General features: G+C 70.3%; 29 protein-coding genes. 10 read left to right on the forward strand and 19 right to left on the reverse strand.

Annotated features, from left to right (window positions below; genetic code table 11):
- The gene (locus BKI49_RS11625; protein ID WP_095934173.1) at positions 1–1,005 is read right to left on the reverse strand and encodes an aldo/keto reductase; all 1,005 of its coding nucleotides are present in this window, start codon (positions 1,003–1,005) and stop codon (positions 1–3) included.
- Between the two features lie 217 nt (positions 1,006–1,222).
- Between BKI49_RS11625 and BKI49_RS11630 the strand changes: the two genes are divergently transcribed.
- Complete coding sequence (locus tag BKI49_RS11630; RefSeq protein ID WP_095934174.1) at positions 1,223–2,278, forward strand: chitinase; 1,056 nt, start codon at positions 1,223–1,225, stop codon at positions 2,276–2,278.
- A 90-nt stretch (positions 2,279–2,368) separates the two neighbouring features.
- Here BKI49_RS11630 and BKI49_RS11635 read toward each other — a convergent pair whose 3' ends face one another.
- On the reverse strand, positions 2,369–3,751 hold the full coding sequence (locus BKI49_RS11635) for a glycine--tRNA ligase (protein WP_095934175.1): 1,383 nt from the start codon (positions 3,749–3,751) through the stop codon (positions 2,369–2,371).
- 272 nt (positions 3,752–4,023) lie between these two features.
- On the opposite strand from BKI49_RS11635, the gene BKI49_RS11640 reads away from it, so the two are divergent.
- From BKI49_RS11640 to BKI49_RS11655, 4 genes are read left to right on the forward strand one after another with little or no spacing between them, the layout of a single operon-like run.
- Entirely contained in the window at positions 4,024–4,986 is a 963-nt protein-coding gene (locus BKI49_RS11640; RefSeq protein ID WP_095934176.1) for a metal ABC transporter substrate-binding protein, read from the forward strand.
- Between the two features lie 5 nt (positions 4,987–4,991).
- Positions 4,992–5,771, forward strand: coding sequence for a metal ABC transporter ATP-binding protein (locus tag BKI49_RS11645; RefSeq protein ID WP_095934296.1), 780 nt, complete (start codon positions 4,992–4,994; stop codon positions 5,769–5,771).
- Positions 5,771–6,673, forward strand: coding sequence for a metal ABC transporter permease (locus BKI49_RS11650; RefSeq protein WP_095934177.1), 903 nt, complete (start codon positions 5,771–5,773; stop codon positions 6,671–6,673). Before BKI49_RS11645 ends, BKI49_RS11650 begins: the two co-directional genes overlap by 1 nt.
- A 58-nt stretch (positions 6,674–6,731) precedes the next feature.
- Positions 6,732–7,157 (forward strand): Fur family transcriptional regulator, encoded by a 426-nt coding sequence (locus BKI49_RS11655; RefSeq protein ID WP_095934178.1) that lies wholly within the window; start codon positions 6,732–6,734, stop codon positions 7,155–7,157.
- A gap of 97 nt (positions 7,158–7,254) precedes the next feature.
- Here the strand turns inward: BKI49_RS11655 and BKI49_RS11660 are convergent, their stop codons facing one another.
- Genes BKI49_RS11660 through BKI49_RS36305 form a run of 6 tightly spaced genes read right to left on the reverse strand, consistent with a single transcriptional unit; the run spans position 7,255 to position 10,482 of the window.
- Entirely contained in the window at positions 7,255–7,770 is a 516-nt protein-coding gene (locus tag BKI49_RS11660; protein WP_095934179.1) for a hypothetical protein, read from the reverse strand.
- A 5-nt stretch (positions 7,771–7,775) separates the two neighbouring features.
- Positions 7,776–8,633, reverse strand: coding sequence for an isoprenyl transferase (locus BKI49_RS11665; RefSeq protein WP_095934180.1), 858 nt, complete (start codon positions 8,631–8,633; stop codon positions 7,776–7,778).
- Between the two features lie 36 nt (positions 8,634–8,669).
- On the reverse strand, positions 8,670–9,419 hold the full coding sequence (gene recO, locus BKI49_RS11670) for a DNA repair protein RecO (RefSeq protein WP_095934181.1): 750 nt from the start codon (positions 9,417–9,419) through the stop codon (positions 8,670–8,672).
- 22 nt (positions 9,420–9,441) lie between these two features.
- A complete protein-coding gene (locus BKI49_RS11675; protein ID WP_095934182.1) occupies positions 9,442–10,056 on the reverse strand; it encodes a DUF1266 domain-containing protein in 615 nt (204 codons plus the stop codon).
- 55 nt (positions 10,057–10,111) lie between these two features.
- Positions 10,112–10,342, reverse strand: coding sequence for a hypothetical protein (locus BKI49_RS11680; RefSeq protein ID WP_095934183.1), 231 nt, complete (start codon positions 10,340–10,342; stop codon positions 10,112–10,114).
- Positions 10,339–10,482, reverse strand: coding sequence for a hypothetical protein (locus BKI49_RS36305; protein WP_179332407.1), 144 nt, complete (start codon positions 10,480–10,482; stop codon positions 10,339–10,341). The genes BKI49_RS11680 and BKI49_RS36305 overlap by 4 nt, the downstream gene beginning before the upstream one ends.
- Positions 10,483–10,681: 199 nt before the next feature.
- Between BKI49_RS36305 and BKI49_RS11685 the strand changes: the two genes are divergently transcribed.
- Together BKI49_RS11685 and BKI49_RS11690 are read left to right on the forward strand one after the other, a co-directional pair.
- Positions 10,682–11,515 (forward strand): helix-turn-helix domain-containing protein, encoded by an 834-nt coding sequence (locus BKI49_RS11685; protein ID WP_095934184.1) that lies wholly within the window; start codon positions 10,682–10,684, stop codon positions 11,513–11,515.
- Positions 11,497–11,718: a DUF397 domain-containing protein gene (locus tag BKI49_RS11690; RefSeq protein ID WP_095934185.1), complete on the forward strand. Its 222-nt coding sequence runs from the start codon at positions 11,497–11,499 to the stop codon at positions 11,716–11,718. Before BKI49_RS11685 ends, BKI49_RS11690 begins: the two co-directional genes overlap by 19 nt.
- On the opposite strand, the gene BKI49_RS35270 is transcribed toward BKI49_RS11690, so the two are convergent.
- The 7 genes from BKI49_RS35270 to BKI49_RS11725 all read right to left on the reverse strand — a co-directional run bounded on the left by BKI49_RS35270 (position 11,679) and on the right by BKI49_RS11725 (position 19,177).
- On the reverse strand, positions 11,679–12,395 hold the full coding sequence (locus BKI49_RS35270) for a hypothetical protein (RefSeq protein WP_095934186.1): 717 nt from the start codon (positions 12,393–12,395) through the stop codon (positions 11,679–11,681). The genes BKI49_RS11690 and BKI49_RS35270 overlap by 40 nt on opposite strands.
- A 208-nt stretch (positions 12,396–12,603) precedes the next feature.
- Positions 12,604–13,626 (reverse strand): DUF6879 family protein, encoded by a 1,023-nt coding sequence (locus BKI49_RS11700; protein ID WP_095934187.1) that lies wholly within the window; start codon positions 13,624–13,626, stop codon positions 12,604–12,606.
- Positions 13,627–13,669: 43 nt separating this feature from the next.
- On the reverse strand, positions 13,670–14,638 hold the full coding sequence (locus BKI49_RS11705) for an SCO2521 family protein (RefSeq protein ID WP_095934188.1): 969 nt from the start codon (positions 14,636–14,638) through the stop codon (positions 13,670–13,672).
- A 1-nt stretch (position 14,639) separates the two neighbouring features.
- Positions 14,640–15,605 (reverse strand): SCO2522 family protein, encoded by a 966-nt coding sequence (locus BKI49_RS11710; protein ID WP_095934189.1) that lies wholly within the window; start codon positions 15,603–15,605, stop codon positions 14,640–14,642.
- Complete coding sequence (locus tag BKI49_RS11715) at positions 15,602–16,510, reverse strand: SCO2523 family variant P-loop protein (RefSeq protein ID WP_095934190.1); 909 nt, start codon at positions 16,508–16,510, stop codon at positions 15,602–15,604. Before BKI49_RS11715 ends, BKI49_RS11710 begins: the two co-directional genes overlap by 4 nt.
- 3 nt (positions 16,511–16,513) lie before the next feature.
- Positions 16,514–18,352 carry an SCO2524 family protein gene (locus BKI49_RS11720; protein ID WP_095934191.1) on the reverse strand — a complete coding sequence of 613 codons (1,839 nt, stop codon included), beginning with the start codon at positions 18,350–18,352 and terminating at the stop codon, positions 16,514–16,516.
- A 24-nt stretch (positions 18,353–18,376) separates the two neighbouring features.
- Complete coding sequence (locus BKI49_RS11725; protein ID WP_095934192.1) at positions 18,377–19,177, reverse strand: SCO2525 family SAM-dependent methyltransferase; 801 nt, start codon at positions 19,175–19,177, stop codon at positions 18,377–18,379.
- Between the two features lie 152 nt (positions 19,178–19,329).
- On the opposite strand from BKI49_RS11725, the gene BKI49_RS11730 reads away from it, so the two are divergent.
- Entirely contained in the window at positions 19,330–19,821 is a 492-nt protein-coding gene (locus BKI49_RS11730) for a GNAT family N-acetyltransferase (RefSeq protein WP_107469347.1), read from the forward strand.
- A 25-nt stretch (positions 19,822–19,846) separates the two neighbouring features.
- Here BKI49_RS11730 and BKI49_RS11735 read toward each other — a convergent pair whose 3' ends face one another.
- Positions 19,847–20,506 (reverse strand): response regulator, encoded by a 660-nt coding sequence (locus BKI49_RS11735; protein ID WP_095934193.1) that lies wholly within the window; start codon positions 20,504–20,506, stop codon positions 19,847–19,849.
- Positions 20,506–21,741, reverse strand: coding sequence for a sensor histidine kinase (locus tag BKI49_RS11740; RefSeq protein WP_095934297.1), 1,236 nt, complete (start codon positions 21,739–21,741; stop codon positions 20,506–20,508). Before BKI49_RS11740 ends, BKI49_RS11735 begins: the two co-directional genes overlap by 1 nt.
- A gap of 133 nt (positions 21,742–21,874) precedes the next feature.
- Between BKI49_RS11740 and BKI49_RS11745 the strand changes: the two genes are divergently transcribed.
- Positions 21,875–22,789: an ATP-binding cassette domain-containing protein gene (locus BKI49_RS11745; protein ID WP_179332409.1), complete on the forward strand. Its 915-nt coding sequence runs from the start codon at positions 21,875–21,877 to the stop codon at positions 22,787–22,789.
- Positions 22,786–23,616: an ABC transporter permease gene (locus tag BKI49_RS11750; protein ID WP_095934194.1), complete on the forward strand. Its 831-nt coding sequence runs from the start codon at positions 22,786–22,788 to the stop codon at positions 23,614–23,616. The genes BKI49_RS11745 and BKI49_RS11750 overlap by 4 nt, the downstream gene beginning before the upstream one ends.
- Here BKI49_RS11750 and BKI49_RS11755 read toward each other — a convergent pair.
- Both BKI49_RS11755 and BKI49_RS11760 read right to left on the reverse strand, forming a co-directional pair.
- Positions 23,582–24,079, reverse strand: coding sequence for a protein-tyrosine phosphatase family protein (locus BKI49_RS11755; protein WP_257004721.1), 498 nt, complete (start codon positions 24,077–24,079; stop codon positions 23,582–23,584). The two genes, BKI49_RS11750 and BKI49_RS11755, sit on opposite strands and share 35 nt — an antisense overlap.
- A gap of 279 nt (positions 24,080–24,358) precedes the next feature.
- Entirely contained in the window at positions 24,359–25,099 is a 741-nt protein-coding gene (locus BKI49_RS11760) for a FadR/GntR family transcriptional regulator (protein ID WP_179332418.1), read from the reverse strand.
- Between the last annotated feature and the right edge of the window lie 203 nt (positions 25,100–25,302).

Raw genomic sequence — 25,302 nt, forward strand, 5'->3', positions numbered from 1 at the left:
TCAGCGTTCGCTGTCGAGGTGTGCCATCTGGGCCGCCGGGTAGCGGGCGCCCGCGGCGGCCCCCACCGGCACCGCTGCCTCGATGGCGGTCAGGTCGTCCGGGCCGAGCGTGACGTCGAGGGCGCCCAGCGCCTCCGTGAGACGGTCGCGGGTGCGCGCGCCGACGAGCGGCACGATGTCCTCGCCGCGTGACAGCACCCAGGCGATCGCGATCTGCGCGACGCTGACGCCCTTCTGTTCGGCGATCTTCCGGAGCGCTTCGACGAGCGTGAGGTTGTGGCGCAGGTTCTCGCCCTGGAAGCGGGGGCTCATGGACCGGAAGTCGTTCGCGCCGAGCTGCCGGTCGGCCGTGAAGTGGCCGGAGATCAGCCCGCGGGACAGCACGCCGTACGCGGTGACGCCGATGCCCAGTTCCCGGACGGCCGGGAGGATCTCCCGCTCGATGCCGCGCGAGATGAGCGAGTACTCGATCTGGACGTCGGCGACGGGCGCCGTCGCGGCGGCCCGGCGGATGGTGTCGGCGGCGACCTCGCTGAGGCCGATGTGCCGTACGTGCCCGGCCTGGACCAGTTCGGCGATCGCGCCGACCGTCTCCTCGATCGGCACGTCGGGGTCGACCCGCGCGATCCGGTACACGTCGATGTGGTCCACGCCCAGGCGCTGGAGGGAGTACGCGGCGAAGTTCTTCACGGCGGCGGGGCGGCCGTCGTAACCCGTCCAGCCGCCGTCCGGGTCACGCAGCGCGCCGAACTTGACGCTGGTCAGGGCCTGTTCACGCAGGGCGGGCGGGGCGGAGCGGAGCGCTTCGCCGATCAGCATCTCGTTGTGGCCCATGGCGTAGAAGTCGCCGGTGTCGAGCAGGGTCACGCCCGTTTCGAGCGCGGCGTGGACCGTCGCGACGGACTCGGCCCGGTCGGTGTCGCCGTACAGCGCGGACATGCCCATGCAGCCGAGGCCGAGGGCGGAGACCTGGGGGCCGGTGGTTCCGAGGGTGCGGGTGCGCATGAGGACTCCTTGTGTCCCGAGGGGGGTGGTACGTCCCCAGCCTGACATGACAGATGACAGATTTCAATATCTGTCATCTGTCATTTGTCAGCCCACCTCACCGCCACTTTGGTCCAGACCTATTGACGAAAGGTCTGGACCGCGAGCACTGTCATGCCTACGACATTCCTTGCCAGCTCCACGGACACCTCGCCGTACCCCCACCCGGGAGGCCCGCATGATCCGCCGGAAGATCCGTCTGCTGGGCGCCGCACTCGCGGCGGCCTGTCTCGCACAGCTCATGACCATCGCCGGCGCGCCCGGCGCGTCCGCCGCCGACACCTGCGCCGTGAAGTCCCGCCCCACCGGGAAGGTCCTCCAGGGGTACTGGGAGAACTGGGACGGTTCGTCCAACGGCGTGCACCCGCCCTTCGGCTGGACCCCGATCACCGACTCCCGTATCGCCGCGCACGGCTACAACGTGATCAACGCCGCGTTCCCCGTCATCCGCTCGGACGGCACGGCGCTGTGGGAGGACGGCATGGACGCGGGCGTGAAGGTCGCGACGCCGGCGGAGATGTGCGCGGCCAAGGCGTCCGGGCAGACGATCCTGCTGTCGATCGGCGGCGCCGCCGCGGGCATCGACCTCAGCTCGTCCACGGTCGCCGACCGCTTCGTCGACACGATCGTGCCGATCCTGAAGAAGTACAACTTCGACGGAATCGACATCGACATCGAGACCGGTCTCGTCGGCAGCGGCAGCATCGGTCAGCCGTCCACGTCGCAGGCCAACCTGATCCGGATCATCGACGGGGTGCTGTCCCGGATGCCGTCGAACTTCGGTCTGACCATGGCGCCGGAGACCGCCTACGTCACGGGCGGCAGCATCACGTACGGGTCGATCTGGGGCGCGTACCTGCCGATCGTGAAGAAGTACGCGGACAACGGACGCCTGTGGTGGCTCAACATGCAGTACTACAACGGCAGCATGTACGGCTGCTCCGGCGACTCGTACTCCGCGGGCACCGTGCAGGGCTTCACCGCCCAGACCGACTGCCTGAACAAGGGGCTGGTCGTCCAGGGCACCACGATCAGGGTGCCGTACGACAAGCAGGTCCCGGGCCTGCCTGCCCAGTCGGGCGCGGGCGGCGGCTACATGTCGCCGAGCCTGGTGTCCCAGGCGTGGCGGCACTACGGCACGTCCCTCAAGGGCCTGATGACCTGGTCGATCAACTGGGACGGCTCGAAGAACTGGACGTTCGGCGACAACGTCAAGGCGCTCCAGGGGCGTTGAGCGACAGAGCCCCCGGTTCCGTGGGGAACCGGGGGCTCGTGTGCGCCGGGCGGGCGTGCGGCCCGGCGGCCGATCAGGCGCGGGGCGCGGTCAGCAGCCGATCAGACGCGCGGCGAGGTAGCCCTCGATCTGGTCGAGGGAGACGCGCTCCTGCTTCATGGAGTCGCGCTCGCGGACGGTGACGGCGTTGTCGTCCAGGGTGTCGAAGTCGACGGTGACGCAGAACGGCGTGCCGATCTCGTCCTGGCGACGGTAGCGGCGGCCGATGGCGCCGGCGTCGTCGAACTCGATGTTCCAGTGCTGGCGCAGCGCGGTCGCCAGGCCCTTGGCCTTCGGCGACAGCTCGGGGTTGCGGGAGAGCGGCAGCACGGCGACCTTGACCGGCGACAGGCGCGGGTCGAGGCGGAGCACGGTGCGCTTCTCCATCTTGCCCTTGGCGTTCGGCGCCTCGTCCTCGACGTAGGCGTCGAGGAGGAAGGCGAGCATGGCGCGGCCGACACCGGCGGCGGGCTCGATGACGTACGGGGTCCAGCGCTCGCCGGCTTCCTGGTCGAAGTACGACAGGTCCTGGCCGGAGGCCTTGGAGTGGGCGGAGAGGTCGTAGTCCGTACGGTTGGCGACGCCCTCCAGCTCACCCCACTCGTTGCCGCCGAACTGGAAGCGGTACTCGATGTCCGCGGTGCGCTTGGAGTAGTGGGAGAGCTTCTCCTGCGGGTGGTCGTACCACCGCATGTTCTCCTCGCGCAGACCGAGGCCGGTGTACCAGTTCCAGCGCTCCTGCATCCAGTACTCCTGCCACTTCTCGTCCTCGCCCGGCTTGACGAAGAACTCCATCTCCATCTGCTCGAACTCGCGGGTGCGGAAGATGAAGTTGCCGGGCGTGATCTCGTTGCGGAAGGACTTGCCCATCTGCGCGATGCCGAACGGCGGCTTGCGGCGCGAGGTGGTCTGCACCTGGGAGAAGTTGGTGAAGATGCCCTGCGCGGTCTCGGGGCGCAGGTAGGCGACGGAGCCGCTGTCCTGCGTGGGGCCGAGGTGGGTGGACAGCAGGCCCGAGAACTGCTTGGGCTCGGTGAACTGGCCCTTGTTGCCGCAGTTGGGGCAGTTGATGTCCGCGAGACCGTTCTCCGGGGCACGGTTGTGCTTCGCCTCGTAGGCCTCCTCCAGGTGGTCGGCGCGGAAGCGCTTGTGGCAGGAGGTGCACTCGGTGAGCGGGTCGGTGAAGGTGGCGACGTGACCCGACGCGACCCAGACCTCGGTGGCCAGGATCACCGACGAGTCGATACCGACGACGTCCTCACGGGAGGTGACCATGTAGCGCCACCACTGGCGCTTGATGTTCTCCTTGAGCTCGACGCCCAGCGGGCCGTAGTCCCAGGCGGCGCGCTGGCCGCCGTAGATCTCACTACAGGGGAAAACGAAGCCACGGCGCTTGCTCAGGCTGACGATGGTGTCGATCTTGTCGGCGGCCACGGTGCTCTCTTCATTACGAACGGAGATGGATGGGGGCGGCGCTGAGCGCCTCGGTGAGGGGTGGAGATCGGGAGACGGGCGGACGAATGCTTCAGGTTACCGGCGGGGCCCACCCCTGTATCAAATCGGTTCGCGGTGCCGGTCGCTTCCTGCCGCTTGCTGCCACTTGATCCGCTCACCGGGACTTCCGGAACCGCTCTCTCCAGGGTCGCCCCGGGTCCCGTCGGAGCGCTTGTTGACAACCGTTTCCAAGTTTGTTGAAAATGACTGTCATGAACGTACAGCGACGCCTCATATCCGGGACCGCCGTGGCCGCCGCCACCGTCCTCGGTCTCGGCACCCTCTCCGCCTGCTCCGGCTCGGCCTCCGCCGACGGCAAGGGCGGAGGGAAGCTCGACGTGGTGGCGTCGTTCTACCCGATGCAGTACCTCGCCGAGCAGATCGGCGGGACGCACGTGGACGTCACGACGCTGACCCAGCCCGGCCAGGAGCCGCACGACCTGGAGATCAGCGCGCGGCAGACCGCGCAGCTCCAGGAGGCGGACGCCGTCCTCTACCTGAAGAACCTCCAGCCGGCCGTCGACGACGCCGTGGCGCAGTCCGAGGTCAAGACCAAGATCGACGCCGCGTCGCTGACCTCCCTGGAGAAGCACGGCAACGAGGTCGGCGGGCACGCCGCGGCCCACGACCACAGCGAGGGCGAGGAGAGCGGCGGCAGCGATCCGCACATCTGGCTCGACCCGGTGAAGTACGCCGAGGTCGCCAAGGGCGTCGGCTCGGCCTTCGTGAAGGCCGACCCCGACCACGCGGCGGACTACCAGAAGAACACCGAGGCGCTGGTGAAGAAGCTGGACGCGCTGAACACCCGCTTCACGGACGGCCTGAAGAACACCAGGACCAAGGTCTTCATCACCACGCACGCCGCCTTCGGCTACCTCGCCGAGCGCTACGGCCTCACCGAGGAGGCCATCAACGGCCTGGACCCGGAGTCGGAGCCCAGCGCGAACCGGGTGAAGGGGCTGGAGGAGATGGCCCGCGCCGACGGCGTCACCACCGTGTTCTACGAAACCCTCGTGAGCGACAAGACGGCCCGGACCATCGCCGGCGACGCCCACCTGAAGACGGACGTCCTCGACCCGGTCGAGGGCATCACCGACAAGTCCAGGGGCGACGACTACGTGCAGGTCATGGAGTCGAACCTGAAGGCGCTCCAGACAGCCCTGGGCGCCAAGTGACCGCCATGGAGGAAGCCTTGAGCGAGCCCGTCATATCCCTGCGCGGGGTGACCGCCCGGCTGGGTTCGCGCCCGGTCCTGCGCGGCATCGACCTGGCCGTGCACCGCGGCGAGGTCGTCGCGCTGCTCGGCGCCAACGGCTCCGGCAAGTCGACCGCCGTGCGCAGCATCATCGGACAGGTCGGCGTCAGCGGCGGCGACATCGAGATCTTCGGCACCCCGCGGAACCGCTTCCGGGACTGGAAGCGCGTCGGGTACGTGCCGCAGCGCACCACCGCGGCCGGCGGCGTGCCCGCGACGGTCGCCGAGATCGTGGCGTCCGGCCGGCTGTCGCGCGCCCGCTTCGGCGTGCTGCGCAAGGCCGACCACGCGGCCGTACGGCGCGCCCTGGAGCTCGTCGGCATGGCCGACCGCGCCAAGGACCCCGTCGACGCGCTCTCCGGCGGCCAGCACCAGCGCGTGCTGATCGCCCGCGCGCTGGCGTCCGAACCCGAGCTGCTGATCATGGACGAGCCGATGGCGGGCGTCGACCTCGCCAGCCAGGAGGTGCTGGCCGCGACCCTGCGCGAGCAGGTCGCCCAGGGCGTCTCCGTCCTCCTCGTCCTGCACGAGCTGGGCCCGCTGGAGCCGCTGATCGACCGTGCGGTCGTGCTGCGCGACGGCTGCGTCCTGCACGACGGCCCGCCCCCGCGGGCGGTCGGCCAGCACGCGCTGCCCGGCCACGACCACGTACACCCGCACGCGGCTCACGACGCCGAACCGATCCGGACGGGACTGCTGAGCTGATGGAGATCCTCGACTACGCCTTCATGCAGCGGGCCCTGCTCGCCGCCGTCCTGGTGGGGATCACCGCGCCCGCCGTCGGCATCTACCTCGTGCAGCGCCGCCAGGCCCTGATGGGCGACGGCATCGGCCACGTCGCGATGACCGGAGTGGGCCTCGGCTTCCTCCTGTCGACCTCGCCGGTGTGGATGGCGACGGCCGTCTCGGTCCTCGGTGCCGTCCTGATGGAACTGATCCGCTGGTACGGCAGGACGCGCGGCGACATCGCCCTCGCGATGCTGTTCTACGGCGGCATGGCGGGCGGCGTGATGTTCATCAACCTCGCGCCGGGCGGCTCGAACGCCAACCTGACCTCGTACCTCTTCGGCTCGCTGTCCACCGTCTCGGAGTCCGACGTGACGGCGATCTGCCTGCTCGCCGCGTTCGTCGTGCTCGTCACCCTGGGGCTGCGCCGTCAGCTGTTCGCGGTCAGCCAGGACGAGGAGTTCGCGCGGGTGACCGGCCTGCCGGTGCGCGCCCTGAACCTGCTGACCGCGGTCACGGCCGCGGTGACCGTGACGGTCGCCATGCGGGTGGTCGGACTGCTTCTGGTGAGCGCGCTGATGGTGGTCCCGGTGGCCGCCGCCCAGCAGCTCAGCCGCAGCTTCGCGGCCACCTTCGCCATCGCCGTGGCGATCGGGGTGAGCGTGACCATCGGCGGCACCGTGACGTCGTACTACCAGGACGTGCCGCCCGGCGCGACCATCGTGCTGCTGACGATCGGCGCATTCATCGCGCTGACGGCGCTGGCGACTCCGCTGGCCCGCCGACGGGCCCGCGCGGCAGCGGCGGCGCAGGCCGCGGGCGACCCCGCGGAGTGTGCGATTCCGGCCACGCGGGGTGAACGGACGGACGTCGGCGTCTGACCGGGCACAGCCCGGACTGGCACAATGGCCGGGCAAGGGCAGACGTGAGGAGGCAACGGTGACAACCGCTGGATCGCCCGTTCGGGGCCGTTCCACCCGGCAGCGTGCCGCCGTGGCGGCGGCTCTCGACGAGGTCGACGAGTTCCGCAGCGCTCAGGAACTCCACGACATGCTCAAGCACAAGGGTGACTCGGTCGGGCTCACCACCGTCTACCGCACCCTTCAGTCCCTCGCCGACGCGGGCGAGGTCGATGTCCTGCGCACCAACGAAGGCGAGTCCGTCTACCGCCGCTGCTCCTCGGGCGAGCACCACCACCACCTGGTGTGCCGCGTGTGCGGCAAGGCCGTCGAGGTCGAGGGCCCGGCCGTCGAGAAGTGGGCGGAGTCGATCGCGACGGAGCACGGCTACGTGAACGTCGCGCACACCGTGGAGATCTTCGGCACGTGCGCGGACTGCGCGCAGTGCCCGTCGTCCGAGGGCTGACGCCGCCCGCCCGCGACCGCCGGCCCCGACACGGGAGCCGGGCGGGCCTCGGGCGGGATTCGGGCAGGATCCGGACCGCCGTCGAAGGGTGGGCCGGTCAGACGCGGGTGAGGTTGCGGTCGAGGATCGAGCGCAACCTCTCGACGTCCAGGGGGCTGCCGGCCCCGCGCTTCGGCAGCAGGATCGAGGCGGGCGCCTTGGGCCCGGAACCCAGCAGGACGAAGGAGCGACGCGTCTCCGCGTAGCGGGCCATCCGCGGCCAGCCGGTCAGCCGACTGCCCTCCTCGTGCGTGACCCGCACCCCCCACACGTCCACGACGGCCCGGTACTCGCCCCGGGCGGTGGCGCGCCGCTGGACGAGCCGGGCCTGCCACCACGGCAGCACCCCGAGGCCCAGCACCGCCGCACCGAGCATCACGGCCACCCTGGGATCGGCGGAGGCCCCGAGAGCCATCGGCAGCACACCGACGAGCACCCCGAGGACGCCGGAGGCGAGCAGGAGGCGCCGGCCCCAGCGCCCGGCGGCCGAGGCGTTCTCCGCGACGCGCAGCGCCTCACGGAACTCCCCGGCCGTGGCCCGGTACACCAGCTCGACGCGCTCCCCCTCGTCCATCGGCGTCAGACGCCCTCGGCGTCGGGCCGCCCCTTCATGGCCGCCTCCATCGCCATGAGCTCCTCGTTCGGGACGGCGCCGCCGAAGCGGCGGTCGCGCGAGGCGTATTCGACGCAGGCGCGCCACAGGTCACGCCGGTCGAAGTCGGGCCACAGCACGTCCTGGAAGACCATCTCGGCGTACGCGCTCTGCCAGAGGAGGTAGTTGGAGGTGCGCTGCTCGCCGCTGGGCCGCAGGAACAGGTCCACGTCCGGCATGTCCGGGTAGTAGAGGTACTTCGCGAACGTCTTCTCGGTGACCTTCGACGGGTCGAGCCGTCCGGCCTTCACGTCCTCCGCCATGGCCTGCGCCGCGTCGGCGATCTCGGCACGGCCGCCGTAGTTCATGCAGAAGTACAGCGTGAGCCGGTCGTTGTCCTTCGTCTGTTCCTGGGAGATCTGGAGCTCCTTGGCGACGGACTTCCACAGCTTGGGCATCCGGCCCACCCAGCGCACCCGGATGCCGAGGTCGTCGAGCTGGTCGCGGGTCTTGCGGATGAAGTCGCGGTTGAAGTTCATCAGGAAGCGCACCTCGTCCGGCGAGCGCTTCCAGTTCTCCGTGGAGAAGGCGTACAGCGAGATCGCCCCGACGCCCATCTCGATCGCGCCCTGGAGCACGTCCACCACGCGCTCGGCGCCGACCTTGTGCCCCTCGGTGCGCGGCAGTCCGCGCTCCTTGGCCCACCGGCCGTTCCCGTCCATGACGATCGCCACATGGCCCGGGACCAGTTCACCGGGGAGCTTCGGCGCGCGGGCGCCTGACGGGTGTGGTTCGGGCGACAGGTACTCGCGGCGCTGGCGTCCCAGGATCCCGCGTACGGCCATGTGCTTCTCGTCTCCTCTTGCTGCTTGCGCTTGCAGTCACTGCTTCTCGACGTACCGAAGGGAACGCAGTCCGCGCTCCAAGTGCCAGTGCAGATAGGCCGACACCAGCCCGCTGCCCTCCCTGACGTACCGCGGCTCGCTCGCGTCCGCGGTCTCCCAGTCTCCCGTGAGCAGCGCCCCGAGCAGTTCCAGGGCCTGGGCCGAGGGTACGACGCTGCCGGGCACCCGGCAGTCGACGCAGACGGAACCTCCCGCCGCGACCGAGAAGAACCGGTTCGGACCCGGCATGCCGCATTTCGCGCAGTCGCCGAAGCTCGGCGCGTAGCCGTTCACCGCGAGGGAGCGCAGCAGGAAGGCGTCCAGGACGAGGTGCGGCTCGTGCTCGCCGCGGGCGAGCGTGCGCAGCCCGCCGACCAGCAGCAGGTACTGCTGCACGGCCGGCTCGCCCTCGTGGTCGGTGAACCGCTCGGCGGTCTCCAGCATGGCCGTGCCCGCGGTGTAGCGCGCGTAGTCGGTGACGATCCCGCCACCGTACGGAGCGATCGTCTCGCTCTGCGTGCACAGCGGCAGTCCGCGTCCGACGAGTTCACTGCCCCGCGCGAAGAACTGCACGTCGACGTGCGAGAAGGGCTCCAGCCTGGCGCCGAACTTCGACTTGGTGCGCCGGACGCCGCGGGCCACGGCACGTACCCGTCCGTGACCGCGGGTGAGCAGCGTGATGATCCGGTCCGCCTCACCCAGCTTCTGGGTGCGCAGCACGATGCCGTCGTCGCGGAACAGACTCATGGGCCCATTCTCCCGTACGGATTCAGCGTCCGTGGTCGGGGCGGCCGATCGCCTCCCAGGGAGCCATGTTCCAGGGGCTGGCCCGGTTCGCCGGGTCCAGGAGGGACGTCAGGTGCGCGTCGGACACGGCCTGCGGTGCCGGGAGGTCCTCGCCGCCGCGGCTTCGGAGGTTGTCGCGCCAGACCATGCGGCCCAGCAGGTAGTGGTCGGCGTACTCGGACCAGGAGGCGTACGACCGCACCACCGCCGGCACGATGTTCTTCAGCGCGGTCCACGCCTCGGACTCGCTCAGCATCCCCGCCGCGAACCCCCTGCGCGAGATGTCCACGTACAGTCCGGCGTCCCACGCCAGCGGTTCGACGCCGAGCCGCCGCCGGGCTCCCGAGCGGTAGCCGGACCGCGCCAGGCCGTCGAGGCGGCCGACCAGCGCCTCGCGCGAGGTGATCTCCCACTGGTCGGCCAGCCAGCGCCGGGCCTTGTCGTCGTCGATGCGGGTGAACGGGTACAGGGTCGTCCGGGAGGCGTCCCGGTCCCGGTTCACCGGCGCGCTCAGCGACACCATCCACAGCTGGTGCATGGTGAGCGGAACGGGGTACTTGCGCGTGACCTTCCGCCCGCGACGGTTCCATATCGCCATGCGGCCGCACCCTACGTCACGCGGTTCTCCGCCCCGCGGTCCCTGCGCCGCCCCTTCAAGGGACCTCACCGCGGCTGCGTGCGTTGGCGTAGGCCGTCGCCGCGCTGAGCCGCTCCGCGGCGGTGGCATCGCGGACCGCGTCCGGGTCGCAGTCCCACTCCCTCCCGCCGCCGAGCGGTCTGAGCTGTACGTAGGGGCCCTCGTGCCCCATCACCAGACCCACCCGTCCCGTACGCGTGTCGACGGCGTACGAGCCGACCGGCGGCTGCTGTCGCGGCGGCCTCATCGCAGCGCCGCCGCGAGCCGGGCGGCGACCTCGGCGGAGCAGCCCCCCAGTTCGACACGCGGGCACGGTGCCTCGCGGGCGAGGGATGCCGCGTCCAGTCGCAGCGACGGCAAGGTAATTCCCGCGTTCGCGAGTGCCATCCGCAATTCCCTCACTGTTTCCTCCGCCTCTTCGACGCAACGCGCCGAGTGCCGTCCCCCGAGTGGTCCGTGTTCTGCCGTCACCCTGCTCCCCTTCCCTTTCCTGTTTCACTCTTCACCTCTCGATGGTGACGCCGTGCGCCTACACTCGGCAGGAGTCTGTGCACTGCAAGTACGCGGCAGTACAAGGGGGTTGGCCATGGCCAACGGTTCGCGGCAGGCGGCGTGGGAGTTCTTCGGAGCGGAGTTGAAACGGCGCCGGGAGGATGCCGGTCTCACTCAGGTGGAGTTGGGGGCACGCGTTTTCGTGTCCGGCGGATACATCGGCCAGTTCGAACAAGCGATTCGCAAACCTCAGTTGGACGTGGCCCAGCGAATCGACGAAATCCTGCAAACCGAGGGTTTTTTCGAACGCACATGGCGGAAACTCATCGACGACAAGCGGTACGCGGAATACTTCGCGGAGGTCGTCGAACTGGAGCGGACGGCGACGAAGATCTGCGAGTTCGCGCCGACGCTCGTGCCGGGGCTTCTCCAGACCGCCGCGTACGCGAGTGCGGTCACACTGGCCAACAACCCCTTCGCCGCCGACGATTACGTCGAGGAGAGGATGACCGCTCGCCTGGAGCGCTCTCGCATCCTCGCGGACGCCGCAAGGCCCGAGTACTGGATCGTGCTCCACGAGAACGTGCTGCGCATCCCCATCGGCGGCAAGGAGGCGATGGCCGGGCAGCTCCGGCACGTCATGGAGACGGCGCGGCAGCACAAGGCGCTGGTGCAGGTACTCCCCTACGAGCACGGGGCGCACGCCGCCATGCTCGGGATGCTGAAGCTCATGGAGTTCGACGACGCTCCGCCAACCGCCTATACAGAGACCTCGTTTTCGGGGACTCTCGTCGATGATCCGGCGGTGGTGAAGCGTACGCAGCGAGCATACGATCTGCTCAGGGCCGCCGCGCTGTCGCCGAAGGCGTCCCTGGCCCTGATCGCATCGGCGGCTGAGGACTACAGACGATGCACGAGTACGACCTGAGCAACGCCCGCTGGCGCAAGAGCAGCTACAGCAACGGCGAGGGCGGCGACTGCGTCGAGGTGGCCGCCGGAGTCCTCGGCGTCGTCCCCGTCCGGGACAGCAAGGTCCCGGACGGCCCCGCTCTGGTCTTCCCGTCAGCCGCCTGGGCCGGCTTCGTGGCCCATCAGGCGACCCTGTCCAGGCCGGCCCGCACGGACTGCTGAGTGCCGTCGCGCTTGGTCGACTCGTAGGTGAAGTCCACGGTGTCGCCGGGCCGCAGTGTGAGGGTGATCCTGCCGTTCTTCACGCAGTTGCCCGACTGGATGTCCTCCCCGAGCGTCAGTCGGTCACTGCCGCCGACCGCGGTCAGCGTGACGACGCCGTAGCAGTCGGAGGACTCCATGGCGTAGTGGATGCTGCCGACCTGTTCCCGCGGGGAGCCCTGGTTCAGCTCCAGGGTGACCCGGTAGTGGTCGGTCTCCGAGGCGTCGAGCTCCTCGGCGTACCCCTGCCAGCGCCCGAGGAACGCCTCCGGCATGCCGGCGAGCGCCGGGGCCGCCGACGGCGTGGTGGGCGTAGCGGACGGGGTGGGTGTCGCGGACGGGCCGGAGGGGCCGGACGTACCCGGCGCGCTGGACGTACCGGGGCTGCCGGGTGCGCCGGACGCGCCGGACGTGGGTGACGCGCCGCTGACCGTCGAGCCGGCATCGCGCCGGTCCGAGTCCCCGCTGAGCTGCACGAACAGTCCGATCAGGGCCGCCACGATGGTGGCGGCGGCACCGATCAGGGCCACGACGAGCGCGGTGCGGTGGGAGTCCCCCGATCCTGCGGCCGGGCGCCCCTGGTGCGGCGGATGCTGCCGCCTCGCGTAGGGGTCCGTCGGGGACTGCGGTGTGGTCATGGAGCGGCCTCGGGTCCGTGGTTCGGCGGAAGATCAGGCCATATTGCCGCCCAGACCCCCGACTTGTGCGACTTTCACCCAAATCTACGGAATAGATCATGCCGAAACGATTCGTCCCCCGGGGCCGGGGTCACCGGCCCACGGCCCCGATGTCCGTCCGGGCTTTCCGGGCAGTGCGGAGTTCATCGGACCGGCGACCGCACAGCCCTCAAGTACCGGTGGAAGCAGCGGAGTTGCCTGCGACGCTCTCGCCCACGTCCCAGAGCTCCGCGAACCGCTTGATCCGCTGCCTGACATGGTCCTCGCGTGCGTTCAGCGTGGTCTTGGCGTTCATCTGCAGCAGGTCCGGCTCGACTTCGTAGCAGAGCTCGTCGTCGAAGATGACGAAATCGTTCGTCGTGCCGCGTCGGACTCTCAGGGGAAGTTCGGAGACGGTCACCACCCGCGTCTCGATGCCGATGTCGCTCTGCGACTCGCACAGCCGGCGCAGATCGTTGTCGACGTGCTCCGGCCGCTGGACGATGAACAGTCGCCGAATGCTCATCCCGCGCTGCTGCATCGCATCCGCCTGAGCCTGCAGATAGCGCAGCGCGGGCTCGCTGTTCCAGTAGTCACGCTCCACGAAGCTGCTGGTGGCGTCCATCGTCACCCTGGCGCACTTCGTGAGCGCCATGAGCCAGTCGTGGTTCTCCCCCGGGCAGTCGGTACTCAGCGACGTGAGGTTCTCCATCATCGACGCGAGGCGGTCGATCTCCTCGTGCGCGAAGGCGCTCACCAGCCCGTGTCCCAACGAGGTGACACGCGTGGCGCTCCGGGCCAACCGCGGCACCCCGTCGGAGCGCAGTACCGATCGGTCGAGCTCGCAGAAGAGTTCGGTCGCCTCACTGATGTCGGCGAATTTCTGGTCGACCAGGGTCTGCATCTCGCCGTGATGGGCGGTCAGACGGTCCACGACGTCATCCGCGTGGGTGCGTTGACCGCCCACCACCTGGGTCAGCCGACGCTCGAACTCGATCATGTACTGAATGATCAGGGTCGCCCCGCCGATCACGACGGACACGGCGATCTGCCACAGCTTGTCCTGGTCCTGGTCGATCAGATTGGTGATCACATAGGCGATCGTGGCCACGATGGCGGTGACCAGTGTCTTCAGCAGGACCGGCGGTATGCGCAGGCCCTCCGCGGACGCCGAACCCGGTGCCGGTGTCGACGCCCCTGACGATCCGTCCATTCCTGTCTCTCCCCCGCCGGGATCGATACTGGGATAGCTCCGGTCAGCGCGAAGCCAGTGCCTCGCGCAGCAACGGTATTGCCTGGAGGGCCAGTTGGTCCCTGATGCGCTGGACCGAGGTCTGCCACTGGCGGCTGAATCCGGGCTCCCGTTCCAGCACCTCCCACAAGGGGCTCAGGGTCCGGTCCACTCGTGCCGTCGGCATCCACAGGTGCAGCAGGTGGTCGACGGCCGGCCGAAGCGCCAGAACCGCCGCGGCCCCGCCCACCGCTCCGAGGCGGCTGGTGTCCAGCATCCGCACGACCGTCGTCAGGAGCCAGTCGTGCAGCGCCAGATCCTCGCACAGACCCGCGACCGCCGAGGCCTCCTGCGCCGCGGGGATGCGCAGTTCGACGGTGCGCAGCTGGTCCTCGGCGAGAGTGAAGCGGGTGATCGAGGGGCCTTCACCGTCCGGGGCGCGCCGCGCCACCCAGCGAAGGCGGGTGCCCGCGGATTTGAAGGGGGCGTTCTGGTCGAGCAGCGGGTGTCTGCGGAGTTGGCCGAGCAGGCCCTCGGCTATCAGGCCGAGATCCAGATCCCCCTTCTGCGGTCCCCTCAGCACCCCCTTCGCCACGGCCTGCTCCGGCAGTTTCCCGAAGGGCTCGAGAAGGCCGGGGCGCACCAGGTAGTGGCCCCACGGCTGTCGTCGGTCGGGGCCTGAGGCCGGCGCTCCGAAGTACGCGGTGGCCTGGAGGACACGCCCTTCGGTCAGCACGGCGCGAGCGGCCACGGTGCCGACCACGCGCACCTTCGCTCCGTCGACGGCGGGCAGCCGGCAGTCCACGCCCGTCAGCGTGTCCGGCGAGAGCGCGTACAGCTGGGGGCGCTCGGAGACGCGCACCCGCTCGTCGGCGCGCAGTTGCAGGAGATGGGCCGCGGCCCGGGAGTCCAGCGGCTGGAAGGAGGGCAGCAGACCCGTGCGTACTTCGCCGCACGCCAGCACGACGTCCGCCGCGTCCGTCGGGGGCCGCATGTCACAGCCCCCGGTAGAAGACGTACGCGACGCGGTCCGCGACAGCGTCCGGGACGGACGCGCCCTCGCGCCGTGAACGCTCCGTGATCTGCCGCAGGGCCCCGCTGTCCACGTCCGTCTGATCGAGGACGACGCGTACCGCGTGCTCGACGGGCAGGAACCGGGCGGGCAGCACGGAACAGGTGCGGTAGGCGCTGAACGGCGCCGCGGCGGTGTTGAGCTGGAGCAGCGGGGGCATGTCGTCCCATTCACGGGGGAAGGTGCCGGAGTTCCACGGGCGCGGGCTGAGCACGGGCTCGCCCTCGTTGCGGAGCAGGCCGAGCCTGGCCAGTTGCCAGACCGACGCGAGGAAGGGGCAGGACCAGGTGCGGCGCCCGTCCTTGTCGTGGTCCCACAGTTCGACGTCCAGGTAGATCGAGTGGCGTCTGGCGGCCGTCTCGCGAGGCGGCCGCCATTCCGCGGCGGTCGTCATCGCCCGGGAGGCCCTGGAACTCTGGACGCGTTCGCCGTTGGCGAGCCAGCCGGTCTCTCTGACGGGCGGTCGCAGACCGTAGCTGCCGGGCGGCGGCGATTCCACGAGGCGCTGGGCGATGGACTCGGCCAGCGGAACCTTGTCCGCGACGGCGCAGCCGGACTCCCTGGCCAGATAGTCGACGACCAGTCCGGCTCGCGCGGCCTCGCCGAGCACCAGCGGGACGAGTTCGGCGGGCGACGAGAAGCGGGTGAAGTAGTCGTCGATCAGGAAGCAGGTGCTGATCCGGGGCGACCTGCCCCGGATGCCGACGGCCGCGTCCGCGCGGGCCGCGTCCACCCAGGGCTGTACCCGCTCGAAGTGCTGTCGCAGCCGTTCGGAGCCGCCTTCGATGTCCTCCATGTAGAGGTGGCCCAGCTCCAGGGAGAGGTGCGAGAGCGGCACGGACCGGGTGCTGGGCTCCGCGGTGGTCTCCCGGAAGACGTGCTCTGTCACAACTGCCCCCAGTACGTGTCGTCGGTCAGCCGTCGGGCCAGCTCCGTGAAGGCCTCCAGGGTCTCCTTGTTGGCGATCTGGGTGGAGAGGACGTCCGCGTCGGTGATGAGCTGCTCCCTCCACTGCAGGACGGGTTCCAGCGGGACCGTGCCGAGCACCCTGCTGTCGCCGATGCCCTGTTCGGCGGCCAGCCGCCGCAACGTCTCGTCGCACGCGTGCATCCAGGCGGACTGTGCGGGAGAAACGTGGGACCACAACGGCGACTCGGGATCGGGCACGGCGGCCCGGACGAAGCGGATGGCGTCGCGCAGCACGGCCTTGTCGTGCCCCCTGTCCGCCCCTGCCTCCAGGATGCCGAACTCCTTGAAGACCAGTCCGGACACGGCGATCACATGCTGTCGGGTCCAGCGGTGGAAGACCAGCCACCGGGTCTCGACACCACGCATCTCCGGACGCGCGGTCACTTCGAGAGCCATGTCCACCGCATAGCTGCGGCCGGCGCTCAGGTCCACGATGATCAGGTCGAACTCGCTGTTCAGCCGGAGCAGGAGATCCGTGCAGCGCTGGATGACGTCCTGGTCCGTCGCGAACTCGCCGCCACTGCCGTCCCCGGGGAACAGGACGAGACGGCCCGCCCCGTTGGGCTTGTCCCGCAGGACCGCGTGCTCCGTCAGCCTCCAGATGTCCAGACGGAGCGGTTCACCGATGTGCCCCTCCAGATAGGCGTGCAGACCGTCGCCCCGCGGCGCCGCGGGTACGTCGAAGACGGCGACGGCGGTGGGCGAGCCGAAGTCGAAATCCAGATAGCACACGTCGTCCCCGGCCAGGGCCCGCTGATAGGCGAGGTTCGCGCTGGTGACGGAGCGGCCGGTGCCTCCCTTGTCGGAGGCGGCGAAGACGATCACCGTTCAGGCCCCCTGAGCGTCGTGCCTGGCCTGGGCCAGGGCGTCGAGGTCGTTGAGTACCGGCAGGGTCAACGCGTATGCGGTGGCAGGCTGTTCGTCGAGGATCTGTCCCGCGCGGCGCAGCGCGACCTCGGCACGCTTCAGTGCTCTGCCCCGCTCGCCACCCGCAGCCGGCTCCGCCTGCAACTGTTCGCGGCCCAGCAGATGGGTCGCCTCACTGAGCGCCGCGCCGGCCAGCGTGGTGAGTTCGGCGCTACGGATCGGATTCCGCCGGTACAGGTGATGTGCGGCCACCATGCACTCCGTGACGCGCTCCGTGACCGCCCACGACGGATGGTCCTCCCCGTGCGGTGCCTCCGGGTAGACGGCCTGGACGTCGTCCCACAGTCCCGAGCCCTCGCCCCCCGCCGTACGGCGCTGCCACAGGTGCTCGAAGACGTGCTCCGCGAGCCGCACCAGCCGGTCGTACGCGGGCAGGTTCTGGGACAGGGTGCAGAGCTGAACCGTCCGTTTGAGCAGCTGGGCCGAGAAGTCGGTCATCGTCCATCGCATCGACGGCCCCAGGGCCTCGCTGCCGTCCAGGGGCAGTGCGACTCCGGGACGATGCAGTGCGAGGGCCGTGTCCCCACGGGTCATTCGCGTGGTGATGCGGCCGCGATCCGCGAGGCGCTCCATCACGGCGACCGTGCGGGTGAGGTCCTCGTCCGTGGCCCGACGGCGCTCCAGGTCCTGGACGAGGATGGCGGCGACGGAGAGCGAGAAGTAGGCGGACTCCCGCTGCTGGCCCGTGGTCCGCCAGGGGATGTCCTCCAGGGGCCAGCGCTCGTCGGTGAAGCGGGCGATGCCCGACCAGTACTGCTGGGTGATCTCCCAGCGCAGTCGGAGGGCTTCGGCCAGCTTCTGCTGTTCCCCGTCGAGCAGGCCGAGGGTGAGGGTGCGGTCCGAGAACAGGTCCTGGATGCCGTCCAGGGCCACGACGGTGAAGTAGAGATGCGGTACGGGGGCCGCGATGCCCTGCGGTTGCTTGCCGATGTCCGCGTGCACCTCCACCGAAGGCGCGTCCTGGACCAGGCTCCAGGCCCAGCCGCACTCGAAGAGCCGGCCCTCGTCACACAGAGCTTCCTGCACGTCGATGCCCAGGAAGAGGCTCTCCCGGAGGGTGGTGCGAAGCGCTCCGAATCGGCGCTGGAACGTCTGCGGGACCAGGCGCGGAGGCAGCTCACCCTGGCCGAGGAGTTCGCAGAGAGTGCGTCCCTGGGGCGACCCCTCGTCGAAGACCTCGACGGTGAAGGAGCGCAGCAGGCCGACCATGGCGGCGGTGAGCCGCTTGCTGCACGCGCTCTTGAGCTCTGCGATCAGGTGCAGCACGTCTCTGCGGCCGGTTTTCGTCTCGTACGCCTTGAGGAAGCCGAGGGTGGCCAGGCAGAGGGTGACGGACATCGAGTAGGAGTCCACCACCTCGACCTCCCGCTGTTCGGCGGTGAGTTCTCGGCCGAGGTCCTCAGGCGCGAAGTAGTGGCCGCCCGCGAAGGTGGGCCTCCCGTCGGCGCCGGTGTGCGCGCTCATGAAGTCCGCGACGGCCCGGATCAGGATCGCCGGGATCTCCGTCCGTCCGCCGGCTCCGCCCAGGGCCCGCTCCACGTCGTCCTGGGTGAGATCCGGGGTGTCCAGGCGGAATCCCGGGATCTCGGTGGCCGGATACATGAGGCAGAGCAATCGCTCCGCATCGGCCACGCTACTGAGACCGCCCCATGTGCCCCAGGACCATTCACCTCCGTCGAAAGAATTCCGGGCTGTCGCCCGCCAGATGTCCAACAGGTGCTGACGCGGCTTGATCCGCACCCCTATCCCCCCTCAGAGATGGCGTCATCCCGCCGGATCCTCCGCGGTGGCGTCGGGATCACGCAGGCCCCAGGCCACGATCATTCCCGAATATCCTTCGCGTACCACATTCGGTTGCCCGATATGACGTGTCTCCAGTTTCCCCGCGTATCCCTCGATGCTCTCCCGCACGTCCGATTCACTGATGTCACACGCGGGGAAGTGGTTCTCTCCCACGCTGTATCCCATGGAATGCTCCATGAACGCGGCGGCGAAGGGCGCTCCGGGAACCAGGGCACGCATGAAACTCTCCACCGCTCCCTGGAACTCCGTGTGGGAAGTGGACAGTGACTCGGCCACGAAGAACATGGTGCCCATGGACCAGTGCCCACGGCGACCGGCCAGGTCGAAGAGGTCGCCCTTTTCTACCCGTACGGCCTGTCGGAACCGCACCCGCGGGTCGTCGCCGAGCGCGGTGTACGACTCGTCTTCGCACAGGACGTCCCAGAACTGATCCCAGTTCGCGTCGTATCCTTCCACCTGGCTTTTCAGGTAGCCCACGTTCGCGGCCGAACGGTCCAGCAACGTGATCTCTTCGCACCAAGGAAGCATGGACAGGGCGGGATAGAGATTCGCCCCGGCACCCACGTCGATTCCCGCGATCCGTCGGCCCGGATTTCTACGGAAGTGATCGGAGAAATGGCGCCGGACGACGGAAACGATCTCCTGGTCCTCGGCAAGCAGGTGACGGTAGTTGTGATCAATGTACGCCGCGGGGTCGAACGTGTCCCAGGCGACGTCCGCATTCAGTTGATCAATACCGTCCCCCGGCGATCTCGAATCCATGCCACAAGGTATCAACCACGTGGAGGGACCGGACGTTCTTTAGGCGTGATCCGAATCGACACACGATGCATGGGGGGCGCACTGGGGCAGTCAGGAATGCAACTGCCGGCCACCCCTTGAAGTGCCATATCGCGCCACGCGATGCTGTCCGGATGCCCGCCCTTCCCTGGGAGCCGCTCCCTTCGCCGCCCCCCTCTCGGCGCCTGCGGATACGACCGGCCTCCGAGGCCGACCTGTCCGCCCTCCACGACCTCGACGCGGAGTTGTTCCCGGATTTCACCTACCCCTACTTCGTCCTGCGCCAGTTCTTCGACGTGTACGCCGAGGACCTTCTCCTGCTCGACGACGGCTCGTCCCTCTGCGGATACGTGCTGAGCGCGACGACACCGGACGGTCGACGGAGTTGGGTCCTGGGCTTGGGCGTCACCAAGGATCTGCGGGGGCAGGGCCAGGGCAGGCGGCTCATGCGCGAAGCACTCCACGAGCTGCGCAACCGTGACGTGCGCGAGGTGTGGCTCAGCGTCGAACCCGCCAACGACGCCGCGATCGCGTTGTACGGATCGCTGGGCTTCGTGCACCAGGGTTCACGGAAGGACTACTTCGGGCCGGACGAGCACCGGCTCCTGATGATGCTGCGTCTGTGACACGGAGGAGGAGAAGGAGGAGCGCTCACCGGTCCACGGACACCAGCCCCGCCTCGTACGCGATGATCACCAACTGGACCCGGTCCCGGGCGTCCAGCTTGGACAGCAGGCGGGTGAGGTACGTCTTCGCCGTGGCCACGCTGATGAAGAGCCGCTCGGCTATCTCGGTGTTGGACAGGCCCGTGCCGACCAGGGTGAGGACCTCGCGCTCCCGGTCGGTGATGCCCTTCAACTCGCGGCGTGCCCGGGTCTGTTCGGGGCGTACCGCGGTGAAGTCGCGGATGAGACGGCGGGTGACGCCGGGCGCGATCAGGGCGTCGCCGGCCGCCACGACGCGGACGGCACCGATGATGTCGTCCAGCGCCATGTCCTTGACGAGGAAGCCGGACGCGCCCGCGCGCAGCGCCCCGTACACGTAGTCGTCGTCGTCGAACGTGGTGAGGACCACGATCCTGGACTCCCCGCCGCCCCCGGTGATCCGGCGCGTCGCCTCGATGCCGTCCACGCCCGGCATGCGGATGTCCATGACGACGACGTCGGGGCTCAGTTCGGCCGCCAGGGTCACCGCCTCCTCGCCGTTCGCGGCCTCGCCCACCACCTCGAGGTCCTCGATGTCGGCGATGACCATGCGCAGGGCCGTGCGGATGAGCTGCTGGTCGTCGGCCAGGACCACGCGGACCGGCATCAGGGGGCCACCGCCGTCGCGGGGAGCGGAAGGCGGGCCGTCACCCGGAAGCCGCCCTCGGGCCTGGGTCCGGCGCTGAACTCGCCGTGCAGCAGGGCGACCCGCTCCCGCATGCCGAGGAGCCCGAAGCCCGTGTCGGTGGTGCTGCCCCGGCCCTGGCCGTCGTCCGTGACGTCGACGACGACCTCGTCGTCGCGGTGGTCGACGGTCACCCGGCAGGCCGCCGTGCCCGCGTGCCGTACGACGTTCGTCACCGACTCCTGGACGATGCGGAACGCGGACAGGTCGATGTCCGCGGGGAGCGGGCGCGGCTCGCCCCGCCGGCTGACCTCCACGCGCACGCCCGCGGCCGTCGTGACGGCGGCCAGCCGGTCGAGGTCGGCGAGCCCCTCCGCGGGGCGCAGCCGCGACGCCTCCTCGTCCGGGGACGGACCGGTGCCGGGGCTCCGGGACCGGTCGGCCTCGCGCAGCGCGACCAGCATGCGCCGCAGCCCCGCCAGGGTCTCGCGGCCCGCCGTCTCCACCGCCGTCATCGCCTCACGCGCAGCGTCCGGCCGGGTGTGGACGACCCGGGCCGCCGCCCCCGCCTGGAGGGCCACGATGCCGATGCTGTGCGCGACCATGTCGTGCATCTCGCGGGCGATGCGCAGACGTTCGTCGGTGACGGCCTGGGTTGCGGCACGCACGCGCAGCGTCTCCGCGTACTCGCGGGTGCGGCGCGAGGCGTCCCCGAGCAGCCAGGAGACCACGGCGGTGAGCGCCACGGTCAGCCCCGCCAGCGTGCCCACGCCCCATCCGCACGCCAGCCGCACCGCGAGCCAGGCCACCAGTACGCCGAGGGACATGCCGAGCGCGACGACACCGGTCCGGCGCGGGCGGCCGGCCGCGATGAAGTAGAGCGTGAGGTCGACGGCGAGGAACTGCGCCAACTGGATCGCCCCGACAGCCAGGTTGGTCGTCACGAAGGCCGCCGCCGTCAGCAGCAGGGCGAGGGCGGTCAGCGGCCGGCGCGACAGGTGACGGCCGGCCACCAGGGCCAGCACGCAGGCGATCGCCAGGAACGACAGGCCGTCCCAGCGGAAGAACTGGGCCGCGACCTGCTCGCTGGGGGCCTCCTCGCCGGGCAGCCGCAGGCGTGCGAGGAAGGTGAACACGGCGCTCGCGCACCAGGCCACGGCCACCCAGGCACCGGGCGGCACACGCTTGAGCAGGGGAAGGGGCGGCGTCACGTGCATGCGGTGATCGTAGGTGTGTGCCGTGCGCGCGGGCATCGTCCCGGGGACGTACGACCAGGGTCGGCATCCGTGCCCGGGCAATGTCCGCGCGGGGCCGATGCCCCCGGCCCCGCCGCGGCGGGACGGTGGTCTCGTGATCGAAGTCGATGAACTGACCAAGCGCTACAAAGACACCACGGCCGTACGGCAGTTGTCGTTCCGGGTGCGCCCGGGGCACGTCACCGGGTTCCTCGGCCCGAACGGCGCGGGCAAGACGACGACCCTGCGCATGCTTCTCGGCCTGGTCGCCCCGACCAGCGGCACCGCCACCGTCGACGGACGTGCTTTTCGGGAGCGGCCTCGCGGACTGCGGCACGTCGGCGCGCTGCTCGACGCGGGCGACGTGCACGGCGGACGCAGCGCACGCGCCCATCTGTCGGCGCTGGCACGCGGCAACCGCATCCCTTCCGCACGGGTCGACGAGGTGCTGGAGGAGGTGGGGCTGTCGGGCCCCGCGGCCGGGCGCCGCGTCGACGGATACTCCCTCGGCATGAAGCAGCGCCTCGGCATCGCGACGGCGCTGCTCGACGACCCGCCGGTGCTGCTGTTCGACGAACCGCTCAACGGCCTCGACCCGGAAGGCGTGCGGTGGGTGCGCGGACTCTTCCGGAGGCTCGCCGCCGAGGGCCGCACGGTCTTCGTCTCCAGCCACCTCATGTCCGAGATGCAGAACACCGCCGACCAACTGATCGTGATCGGCCGGGGCGAACTGATCGCCGCGGAGAGCCTCGCGGACTTCGCCGCACGCGGCAACCGGCTCACCGTGACGGTCCGCACGCCCGACACCGGACGACTGGCCGCCGTGCTGTCCGCCGAGGGAGCGGCGGTCGCGCCGTACGACGAGCGGACCCTGAAGGTGACGGCGCTGAGCGCGGCCCGCATCGGCGAACTCGCCTTCCACCACCGGATCCTGCTCGAAGAGCTGACCCCGCAGGCCGCCTCCCTGGAGGCCGCGTTCATGGAACTGACCGCCGACAGCGCCGAATTCCTCGCCGGAGACGCCCGATGACGACCCTCGCCCCGCCCGCCGCCCGGTTCACGGACCTCCTCGCCGCCGAGTGGATCAAGATGCGGTCCCTGCGCTCGACGTACTGGGCGCTCGGCGCCGGAGCGCTGGCCGTCATCGCCTTCAACGCGAACGCGGCCCGGGTCGACGCCGGCGACCACCCCCGCTTCGACCCGTCGCAACGGGACAGTGTCGTCCGACTGGCCCTGCGCGACGCGTTCACCGACGGCTCCGCGATGATCCTGCTCCTCGCCGTGGCGAGCATCGGCGCGGTCACCGTCGTCGGCGAGTACGCGACGGGGATGATCCGTACGACGTTCGCGGCGGTTCCCGACCGGCGGGCGGTGATGGCGGCGAAGGTGACGCTGGTGGCGGCCCTCATGACCGTGTACGGCGTGCTCGTCGCGGGCGTCTCCTTCGCCTCGACCCAGGCGATCCTCTCCACCCGGGGCGCCGGCGTCCCGATCGGTCACCCCGGCGCCTTCCGCGTCGTCGCCGCGTCCGCGCTGCTCGCCCCCGTCGGCGCGCTGGCCGGCATGGCCCTGGGCGCGCTGATCCGGCACAGCGCGACCACGATGGTCGCCACCACCGCCGTGCTCCTGCTGATCCCCGCGTTCATCACCGACCGCTACCGGTGGACGGCCGCCGTCCGGCACGCCCAGCCCGTCAACGCGTGGTCACGGCTGGTCGACATCGACTACGGGCACAGCCCCTACACGCTGGTCCCGCGGTACCAGGCGACCGTCGCGGGCGGCTGGACCACCTACGCGGCGTGGGCCGCGGTGGCCGCGGTCGTCACCGTGCTGTCGGTGGACCGCCGCGACGTGTGAGCCGGGCGCGGGCGGGCCGCGGCGGGGCGGGGTCGGCGAAGCGGTGTACGTAGCGGCGCTGCCACGGTGTCTCGACGGCGTGCCGGTCGTAGTGACGGCGCACGTAGTCCACGGCCTCGTGGGGCGGTACGCCGTCGAGGACCGCAAGGCAGGCGAGGGCCGTGCCCGTGCGGCCGCGGCCGCCGCCGCAGGCGATCTCGACGCGGCCGGTCTCCGCGCGGCGCCAGGCCTCGGTGAGGACGGTGCGGGTCTCCGCGTGGTCGGTGGGGAGGCGGAAGTCCGGCCAGCGCAGCCAGTGGGCGTCCCAGGGGGGCTCGGGGGGCCGCTTGCCGAGCAGGTACACGCCGTACGTCGGCTGCGCTCCGTCCGGTGCCGGTCCGTGGCGCAGCGCCCTACCCCGTACCAGTCGGCCGGAGGGCAGCCGCAGCACGCCGGCGCCGTCCGGATCCCAGGTCCCCTCCATGCGGCCCAGCCTAGGCGTGCGGCCCGTCGTCGGCGGGGTTCTCGCCCCCTCCGCCCCTGCCCGTCCCGAACCCGGGGCCCCGCCCCGGACCCCGCTCCTCGAACGCCGGAGGGGCTGATTTCAGCCCGTCCGGCGCTTGAGGACGAGGCCGTCCAGGCCGATCGGGGGTCCGGGGGCGGAGCCCCCAGAGGTACGGGACGGGCAGGGGCGGAGGGGGCGAAAAAACGCTGTTGTTGGTGGGCGCACACGGAGCGGGACGGGGAGGGGCGGAGCCCGGGGTCAGCTCACGCCCCGGGTGGCCTGCGCGGCGCGCGACTCGATGCCGCGGAAGTGGTCGGCCATCGCCCGCTGCGCGCCCTCGACGTCCCGGGCACGCAGCGCGGTGACGATGTCACGGTGGCGGCGGACGGTCACCTCGGGCGCCGGGTCGTCGGTCCAGCCGCGTACCCCCGCGACCCGCCGGAAGACGGTCCAGAAGGCGCCGAGCAGCTGCGGCACCAGCGCGTTCCCCAGCGACGCGTACAGCAGCTCGTGGAACTCGCGGTCCAGTTCGGGGAAGGGCACGCCCTCGCGCCCGGCCTCCTCCATCCGGGCCACGACCTCTTCGAGCCGGTCGAGTTCCTCCTCCGAGAGCGTCGCGGCGACCCGGCGGATCAGTCCCTCCTCCAGGACCTCACGGACCTGGAGGATCTCCGCGAGCGCACCCGTCTCGTCGTCCAGCTTGGCGAGCGTGCGGAAGGTGAGGCCGTCGACGAGGGGCGTCAGGGAGGCCTGGCCGACGTAGGTGCCGTAGCCGTGCCTGATCTCGACTATGTCGAGCGCCTGGAGGGCCTTGAGCGCCTCACGGACGGAGTTCCGGCTCACGCCGAGATCGGTCATCAGCTCGGTCTCGGTGGGCAGCGCCGCCCCGGCCGGAAGCTTGCGGTCGAGGATCAGCTGCATGACCTCGCGCTGGATCTGACTGCTCACCCGACGCTCGGGCCGGCGCCGGTACCCGCTCTCCTCTGACATGGGCCGCATCGTACGCTCGCTGGACATCGGACGTCCCACCTCCGGGCTGATTAAACGCCAACTAGCCTGATTCAAACCGTCATTGGTCGCACCTGTGGAAGATACGCCATTCGTGTGCGATCCCTTGACCGTCTTCACGGGCCCTCTTATGGTCACGCTGCCCCCTATGACGTAGGACGTCGTATCTCCCATCCGCTGGACCACTCCTTGCT

The sequence above is a fragment of the Streptomyces sp. Tue6028 genome, assembly GCF_002300165.1.
GTDB lineage: Bacteria > Actinomycetota > Actinomycetes > Streptomycetales > Streptomycetaceae > Streptomyces > Streptomyces siamensis.

Bases quoted from the DNA above. Each gene is read 5' to 3' on its own strand.
- BKI49_RS11625 (WP_095934173.1), bottom strand. From the start codon at position 1,005: ATGCGCACCCGCACCCTCGGAACCACCGGCCCCCAGGTCTCCGCCCTC.
- BKI49_RS11630 (WP_095934174.1), top strand. From the start codon at position 1,223: ATGATCCGCCGGAAGATCCGTCTGCTGGGCGCCGCACTCGCGGCGGCC.
- BKI49_RS11640 (WP_095934176.1), top strand. From the start codon at position 4,024: ATGAACGTACAGCGACGCCTCATATCCGGGACCGCCGTGGCCGCCGCC.
- BKI49_RS11645 (WP_095934296.1), top strand. From the start codon at position 4,992: ATGGAGGAAGCCTTGAGCGAGCCCGTCATATCCCTGCGCGGGGTGACC.
- BKI49_RS11650 (WP_095934177.1), top strand. From the start codon at position 5,771: ATGGAGATCCTCGACTACGCCTTCATGCAGCGGGCCCTGCTCGCCGCC.
- BKI49_RS11660 (WP_095934179.1), bottom strand. From the start codon at position 7,770: ATGGACGAGGGGGAGCGCGTCGAGCTGGTGTACCGGGCCACGGCCGGG.
- BKI49_RS11665 (WP_095934180.1), bottom strand. From the start codon at position 8,633: ATGGCCGTACGCGGGATCCTGGGACGCCAGCGCCGCGAGTACCTGTCG.
- recO (WP_095934181.1), bottom strand. From the start codon at position 9,419: ATGAGTCTGTTCCGCGACGACGGCATCGTGCTGCGCACCCAGAAGCTG.
- BKI49_RS11675 (WP_095934182.1), bottom strand. From the start codon at position 10,056: ATGGCGATATGGAACCGTCGCGGGCGGAAGGTCACGCGCAAGTACCCC.
- BKI49_RS11680 (WP_095934183.1), bottom strand. From the start codon at position 10,342: ATGAGGCCGCCGCGACAGCAGCCGCCGGTCGGCTCGTACGCCGTCGAC.
- BKI49_RS36305 (WP_179332407.1), bottom strand. From the start codon at position 10,482: ATGGCACTCGCGAACGCGGGAATTACCTTGCCGTCGCTGCGACTGGAC.
- BKI49_RS11685 (WP_095934184.1), top strand. From the start codon at position 10,682: ATGGCCAACGGTTCGCGGCAGGCGGCGTGGGAGTTCTTCGGAGCGGAG.
- BKI49_RS11690 (WP_095934185.1), top strand. From the start codon at position 11,497: ATGCACGAGTACGACCTGAGCAACGCCCGCTGGCGCAAGAGCAGCTAC.
- BKI49_RS35270 (WP_095934186.1), bottom strand. From the start codon at position 12,395: ATGACCACACCGCAGTCCCCGACGGACCCCTACGCGAGGCGGCAGCAT.
- BKI49_RS11700 (WP_095934187.1), bottom strand. From the start codon at position 13,626: ATGGACGGATCGTCAGGGGCGTCGACACCGGCACCGGGTTCGGCGTCC.
- BKI49_RS11705 (WP_095934188.1), bottom strand. From the start codon at position 14,638: ATGCGGCCCCCGACGGACGCGGCGGACGTCGTGCTGGCGTGCGGCGAA.
- BKI49_RS11725 (WP_095934192.1), bottom strand. From the start codon at position 19,177: ATGGATTCGAGATCGCCGGGGGACGGTATTGATCAACTGAATGCGGAC.
- BKI49_RS11730 (WP_107469347.1), top strand. From the start codon at position 19,330: ATGCCCGCCCTTCCCTGGGAGCCGCTCCCTTCGCCGCCCCCCTCTCGG.
- BKI49_RS11735 (WP_095934193.1), bottom strand. From the start codon at position 20,506: ATGCCGGTCCGCGTGGTCCTGGCCGACGACCAGCAGCTCATCCGCACG.
- BKI49_RS11740 (WP_095934297.1), bottom strand. From the start codon at position 21,741: ATGCACGTGACGCCGCCCCTTCCCCTGCTCAAGCGTGTGCCGCCCGGT.
- BKI49_RS11750 (WP_095934194.1), top strand. From the start codon at position 22,786: ATGACGACCCTCGCCCCGCCCGCCGCCCGGTTCACGGACCTCCTCGCC.
- BKI49_RS11755 (WP_257004721.1), bottom strand. From the start codon at position 24,079: ATGGAGGGGACCTGGGATCCGGACGGCGCCGGCGTGCTGCGGCTGCCC.
- BKI49_RS11760 (WP_179332418.1), bottom strand. From the start codon at position 25,099: ATGCGGCCCATGTCAGAGGAGAGCGGGTACCGGCGCCGGCCCGAGCGT.